5 protein-coding genes and 1 tRNA gene are annotated in these 6549 nt (G+C 72.1%); 3 read left to right on the forward strand and 3 right to left on the reverse strand.

From position 1 onward, the window contains the following. Positions 1-65: 65 nt before the first annotated feature. Entirely contained in the window at positions 66-980 is a 915-nt protein-coding gene (locus QM626_RS00695) for a cation diffusion facilitator family transporter (RefSeq protein ID WP_415072867.1), read from the forward strand. A gap of 2 nt (positions 981-982) precedes the next feature. Here the strand turns inward: QM626_RS00695 and QM626_RS00700 are convergent, their stop codons facing one another. Further along, positions 983-3394, reverse strand: coding sequence for an ATP-dependent DNA ligase (locus QM626_RS00700; protein WP_415072869.1), 2412 nt, complete (start codon positions 3392-3394; stop codon positions 983-985). Between the two features lie 67 nt (positions 3395-3461). On the opposite strand from QM626_RS00700, the gene QM626_RS00705 reads away from it, so the two are divergent. Beyond that, a complete protein-coding gene (locus QM626_RS00705; RefSeq protein WP_415072871.1) occupies positions 3462-4325 on the forward strand; it encodes a Ku protein in 864 nt (287 codons plus the stop codon). A gap of 6 nt (positions 4326-4331) precedes the next feature. Here QM626_RS00705 and QM626_RS00710 read toward each other — a convergent pair whose 3' ends face one another. Both QM626_RS00710 and QM626_RS00715 read right to left on the reverse strand, forming a co-directional pair. Continuing rightward, positions 4332-4997, reverse strand: coding sequence for a DedA family protein (locus QM626_RS00710; protein ID WP_415072873.1), 666 nt, complete (start codon positions 4995-4997; stop codon positions 4332-4334). A gap of 50 nt (positions 4998-5047) precedes the next feature. Continuing rightward, positions 5048-5129, reverse strand: a tRNA-Leu gene (locus QM626_RS00715). Positions 5130-5243: 114 nt separating this feature from the next. Here QM626_RS00715 and QM626_RS00720 point away from each other — a divergent pair. Further along, entirely contained in the window at positions 5244-6398 is a 1155-nt protein-coding gene (locus QM626_RS00720) for a CpaF family protein (RefSeq protein WP_415072875.1), read from the forward strand. Positions 6399-6549: the final 151 nt, after the last annotated feature.

The raw sequence follows: 6549 nt of genomic DNA on the forward strand, positions 1-6549 counted from the left end.
CGGGTCTCATTCCCGACTGCGCCGCAGCGCGGCAGCGGGTCGGACGCAGGCAATAGCCTGGCCTGATGCACGATCACGCGCCGGCGACGGGCATCCGCGGCGCCGGGAACCGGCGCCTGCTGACGATCTCGCTGTGCCTGACCTCGCTCGTGTTCGTCGTGCAGGTCGTCGGGGCGATCCTGTCGGGGTCGCTGGCCCTGCTGGCGGATGCCGTGCACATGCTGATGGACGCGGCGGCGCTCGTCATCGCGCTGCTCGCCTCCGCCGTGGCGGCTCGCCCGGCGGACGACCGCCGCACGTTCGGCTATCAGCGCGCCGAGGTGTTCGGGGCCCTGGTGAACGGCATCCTCCTGATCGTGCTGTCGGTCTGGATCGCGATCGAGGCCGTGGTGCGCCTGCTGCATCCGGACGACACGCACGTCGCGGGCGGCCTCATGCTGGTCATCGCGGCCCTCGGACTGGTCGCGAACGCGGCGGCGATCTGGCTGCTGAGCGCAGCCCAGCGCACGAGCATCAACGTGCGCGGCGCGTACATCGAGGTGCTGGGCGACCTGCTGGGATCCGCGGCGGTCATCGTCGCGGCGATCGTCATCCTGGCCACGGGGTGGGTGCAGGCTGACGCGGTCGTGTCGCTGCTCATCGCGGCGATGATCGTCCCCCGCGCGATCGGCCTGCTCCGCGAGGTGTTCGGCGTGCTCAGCGAGGCGACGCCCACGGGCATGCAGGTGGAGGAGATCCGTCGCCATATCCTCGACACGGCCGGCGTCGTCGCGGTGCACGACCTGCACGTATGGCAGCTGACGCGTGGGGCGCCGGTGTTCACGGCGCACGTCGTGGTCGCCGAGGAGGCCTTCGGCACCGGCCGGATCAGCGACATCCTCGCCGACCTGCAGAACTGTCTGTCGACGCACTTCGACGTGGCGCACTCGACCTTTCAGCTCGAGCACGCCGGACACGTCGAGCACGACGCGCACGAGTGAGCTCACTCCCGGACGACCTCGGCGGGGTCCTTGTCGGGCCGCAGGCCGCGCCAGCGGCTGTGGCGCAGGATGCCGCCGGGCGTGAACTCGCCGTACTCGACCTCGCCGACCAGCCGCGGCTCGACCCATAGCGCGTCGCGGGCGTCTGCGTCCGGCACGTCGACGAAAGGGCTCTCGGCGGTGCGCAACGGCTGCAGCCTCCGCAGCAGCGTCGCAAGGGTCCGGTCGTCGAACCCGGTCCCGACCCGGCCGATGTACCGGAGGCCGTCGGGGCCGGGGAGCCCGAGCAGGAGCGAGCCGAAGGTGCCCGAGCGGCCGCCCTTGCCGGGACGCAGGCCGCCGATCACGACCTCCTGCGTCTTCGTGCGCTTGACCTTCAGCCAGTCGCCGGAACGATCACCGACCCGATACGGGGCCCGCGGGTTCTTGACCACCACCCCCTCCAGATCGAGCCGGTCGGCGGTCTCCAGCGCGGCCCGCAGATCGTCGAAGACCGGCGGGGTCGCGATCGCGTCGCTCGTGTCGGCGGCGGCGTGCTCCAGCAGCGCGCGACGCTCCCGCAGCGGGAGCGAGGTGACGTCCTCGCCGTCCGACGCGAGCAGGTCGAACAGGAAGAGGCGGACCGGTGTGCGGCGTGCCTCGGCCGCGATCTCGCGGCCGTTCACGAGGTTCATCCGCTGCTGCAACGCGGCGAAGCTCGGCCGTCCGGACGCGTCGAGCGCCACGATCTCCCCGTCCACGATCGCCGGGACCCCCGTGAGCCCCGGGGGGACCTCGGTCAGCTCCGGGTAGCGGTCGGTGATCACGTTCCCGTTGCGGGTGCGAAGCTGCAGGCGGGTGCCGTCCCAGATGCCGAGCGCCCGGATGCCGTCCCACTTCAGCTCCGCCCAGGCCGGCTCCTGCCAGCGGGCGACCGCACGCTCCGCCTCCGCCGTCGAGGCGGCGGTGGCGAGCATGGGCCGCAGGCCCGGGGCCGGGGCGGGCTCGTCCTTCGCGTGCGCGACGACGGGGGAGCCGTCCGGCTGCGGCGCCCCCGCGGCATCCGTCTTGGTCCGGTGCAGCAGCCACGACGACTTCTCACCCTCGCCCCGCGTGCGGATGAGGGCGAGCCGCACCTCGCCGAGTGGGCCGTCCGGCCGGCCGTGGAGCGTCACGATGATCTCGTCGTCGCGCCACTTCTCGAGATCGTAGGTGCCGGCATCCCAGATCCAGACCTTGCCGGCGCCGTACTGGCCGCGGGGGATGGTGCCCTCGAACGCGCCGTACGCCAGCGGGTGGTCCTCGGTCATGACGGCGAGGCTGTTGCGGCCGGGGGTCGGCGGCACCCCGCGCGGCGCGGCCCAGGAGACCAGGACGCCGTCGCGCTCGAGCCGGAAGTCCCAGTGCAGGCGGGTGGCGTGGTGCTCCTGGATGACGAAGCTCCGGTGCGCGCCGCCCGGCGTGTCGGCGCCGGGATGGCTCGGGACCGGCTCGGGGGTCGCGCCGGCGGTGCGTTTGGCGATGTAGGCGCCCAGCGGCGCGCCGCGCCGCTGGGCGAGCGGAGCCAGCGGATCACCGGACTGCGCCACCCGGTCCAGCACCTCGTCGAACCGCAGCTGCCGCAGGCCGGGATCGTCGAGCTCCTCCCAGCTGCGGGGAGCGGCGACGGTGGGTTGGGCCCGGCCGCGCAGCGAGTACGGCGTGATGGTGGTCTTCGCGCCGTTGTTCTGGCTCCAGTCGATGAACACCCGACCGGGGCGCAGCGCCTTCGACATGGCACTGACGACGAGGTCGGGGTGGTCGGCCGCCAGCGCGCGCGCGAGCTCGTGGGCGACGGCGGCGACCTCGTCGCTGCTCTGCGTGCCCGCGAGCCCGGCATAGAGGTGAATGCCTTTGCTGCCGCTGGTCACCGGGTGCGCCGCCAGCCCCATGTCGGTCAGGATCTCGCGTGCCCACCGGGCGACCTGGGCGCATTCGGACAGCCCCACGCCGGGACCGGGGTCGAGATCCAGCACGAGCCGGTCAGCCGGGCCCCGGGCGCCGTCGGCCGTGAACCGCCACTGCGGCGCGTGCAGCTCGAGACTGGCGACCTGGGCGAGATAGACGAGGGTCGCGGTGTCGTCCACCAGCGGATACAGCTTCGTGCCCGCCGAGTGCGCGATCGGCATGCGCCGCACCCACTCCGGCGCCCCCCGCTCCAGGTCCTTCGCGAAGAACGGCGGCTGCGGATCGGCCTCGGTGCCGACGCCGTCCGGCCAGCGCTTGCGGGTGACCGGACGGTCGGCGACATGGGGGACGAGAACGTGCGCGACGCGGCTGTAGTAGTCGATGACCTCGGCCTTGGTGGTGCCGGTCTCCGGGTACAGGACCTTGTCGAGGTTCGTGAGGCGCAGGGTGTGGCCCTCGATGCGCACCGTCTGAGCGTCGCCGGCCATGCGATCAGGGTAGCCGCGCGCGGCAACCCCCTTCCCGGGGGTGGACAGCGCGGTGTCTACTGGTGCGATGAGATCGATCTGGAAGGGCGCGCTGACGTTCGGGCTCGTGAACGTGCCGGTCAAGGTGTACTCCGCCACCGAGGACCACGACGTGCCGCTGCACCAGGTGCACGCGGCCGACGGCGGCCGCATCCGGTATCAGCGCGTCTGCGAGCTGGACGGCGAGGTCGTCCCGTTCCAGGACATCGATCGCGCCTACGACGACGGCGAACGCACGGTCGTGCTCACTAAGGAGGACCTCGAGTCGCTGCCGGCCGAGCGCAGCCGCGAGATCGAGGTCGTGGAGTTCGTCCCCAGCGACCAGGTCGACCCGCTGACGTTCGAGCGGGCGTACTACCTCGAGCCGGATTCGTCCTCGCCGAAGGCGTACGTGCTGCTGCGGCGCACGCTAGAGCAGACCGACCGGACCGCGATCGCCCGGTTCTCGCTCCGGCAGAAGACGCGGCTGGCCGCCCTCCGCGTGCGCGGCGACGTGCTGGTGCTGCAGACGCTGCTGTGGGCCGACGAGGTGCGGGAGGTGTCGTTCCCGTCGCTGTCGGAGCAGGTTCGGATCTCCGCCAAGGAGATGGAGCTGTCGGCGGCCCTGGTCGACAGCTTCGCGTCGGACTTCGACCCGGAGCAGTTCACCGACGAGTATCAGGCCGAGCTGCGCACGCTCATCGAGGCGAAGCTGGAGAAGGGCGACGCGCTCGACACCGCCGAGACGTTCGGGGAGCGGGGCGAGGCGGATGCCGGCGGCGAGGTGATCGACCTCATGGCCGCGCTGCGGGCGAGCGTCGAGCGCAGCCGTGCCGCGCGGGACGGGGACGCGAAGGCGAAGCCGGCGAGATCCGGGCGCTCGGCGAAGAAGACGTCCGCGAAGGCGTCCTGATCGCGATCAGTCGCGCGTCCTGGCGTGCCTCTTCGCCTTCGCACGCTCGCGCAGGTAGTGCCACGCGGTGCCCCCGATGGTCAGCACGACCACGGCGAGCAGGATGACGTCGATGTACGAGGTCACGAAGTCCGCCACCCAGGGGATGTACGCGATCGCATAGCCGACCAGGGTCAGCCCGAAGCCCCAGAGCACGGCGCCGGCGAGGTTGTAGAGGGTGTATCTGCGCCACGGCATGTGCCCGACGCCCGCGGCGACCGGGGCGAACGTGCGCACGATGGGCACGAAGCGGGCCAGGATCACGGTGATCCCGCCGAAGCGCTCGAAGAACGCGTTCGTCCGCTCCACGTTCTTCCTGCTGAACAGTCCCGACTCCTTGCGCTCGAAGATCGCGGGGCCGGCCTTGTGACCGATGTAGTAGCCCGCCTCGCCGCCGACGAACGCGGCGAGCGCGATCAGCAGCGCCACGACCCAGATGTTCAGACCGAAGACGTTGCTCGTGTGGGTGAGCAGGCCGGAGATGATCAGCAGGGTGTCGCCGGGCAGGATGAACCCGATCAGCAGCCCGGTCTCGGCGAAGATGATGAGGCACACGACCAGGAGGGCCCAGGGTCCGGCGGCGCCGATGATGGTGGTCGGGTCCAGCCAGGGCAGCAGGCTGAGAGAGTGCACGTGGGATTCCCGTCGTTCGAGTCGGTGGCGGGGAGGGAGCTGTGTCGCCGTGCGGAAGGGGGGAGTCGAACCCCCACGCCCGAAGGCACAGGAACCTAAATCCTGCGTGTCTGCCGATTTCACCACTCCCGCGCGTGCGCTCAGTCTATCCAGCGGTGCCGGGCCGGGCTGGGAACCACCCGACCACGTGCACGCGCTGTGGATAACTCCTGCGCCGAGCGCGTGCCCGTTGTCAGGATGACCGGCATGTCGCTCGCCCCCGTCGTCGCCGCGCCCGCCGCGCTGACCGAGCGCGTGCGGGAAAGGCTGCGGCGCGAGGGCACGGATCCGACACGCGATCCGGAGACGGCCGCCCGGGTGGTGCGCGCCGAAGTGCAGCGGCACAACGACACGGCGCTCGCGCGCGGCGGCGCGACGATCGACGACGAGGCGGGTTGCGTACGCGACGTGCTCGCCGCGGTCGGCGGATACGGCCCGCTGCAGCCCTATCTCGACGACCCGACGATCGAGGAGATCTGGCTCAACGGTCCCGACCGGGTCTACGTCGCGCGCTCGGGCAGGCGCGAGAGGCTGCCGCTGGTCCTGACCGACACGGCGGTGTCGGAGCTGGTCGAACGGATGCTGCACGCCACCGGTCGCCGCGTCGATCTGTCGCAGCCGTTCGTCGACGCCTCGTTGCCGGACGGGTCGCGCCTCCACGTCGTCATCACCGGAATCACGCGGCACCACTGGGCGGTCAACATCCGCAAGTTCCTCTCCGCCTATCGCACCCTCGACCAGCTCGTCGATGCCGGGTCGATGCCGGCGGCGGCCGCCGAGACGCTGGCCGAGGCGATGCGCGCCGGGAGCAGCATCCTGGTGTCCGGCGCCACCCACGCGGGCAAGACCACGCTGCTGGCGGCCCTGATCCACGCGTGCGCGGGAGAGCAGCGCATCGTCACCGTCGAGGAGACGTTCGAGCTCGCCGTCGACGCGCCCGACATCGTCGCCCTGCAGGGGCGGCAGCCCAGCCTGGAGGGCACCGGGGAGGTCACGCTGCGACGGCTCGTGAAGGAGGCGCTGCGGATGCGCCCGGACCGCATCGTCGTCGGCGAGGTGCGCGATGCGGAGGCGCTGGACCTCCTGCTGGCCCTGAACACGGGCGTGCCGTGCGCCGCGTCCATCCACGCCAGCAGCGCCGACGACGCGCTCGTGAAGCTGGCGGCGCTGCCGCTGCTGGCGGGCCGCAACATCGATCGCGATTTCGTGGTGCCGGCGATCGCCGCCGGCGTCGATCTCGTGGCGCACTGCGCGATGGGGCCGGACGGACGGCGACGGGTCGTGGAGATCGCCGACGTGACCGGCGAGGTCGACGCCGGCCGGGTCGTCACCCGGCCGCTGCTGCGCTGGCGGGCGCCATGACGATCCTCTGGGGCGGGGTGCTGGCGGCGGGGCTCCTCCTGGTCGCCTCGCCCTGGCTGTGGCCGAGACGGGAGCGGCCGGTGGCGGCGCGCCCGGGCGCGTCGAGCCTGGCGGACCTGCTCGCCGCGGCCGGGTTCGCGCACCGGTCGCC

The organism is Microbacterium sp., assembly GCF_047606385.1.
Classification (GTDB): Bacteria; Actinomycetota; Actinomycetes; order Actinomycetales; family Microbacteriaceae; genus Microbacterium.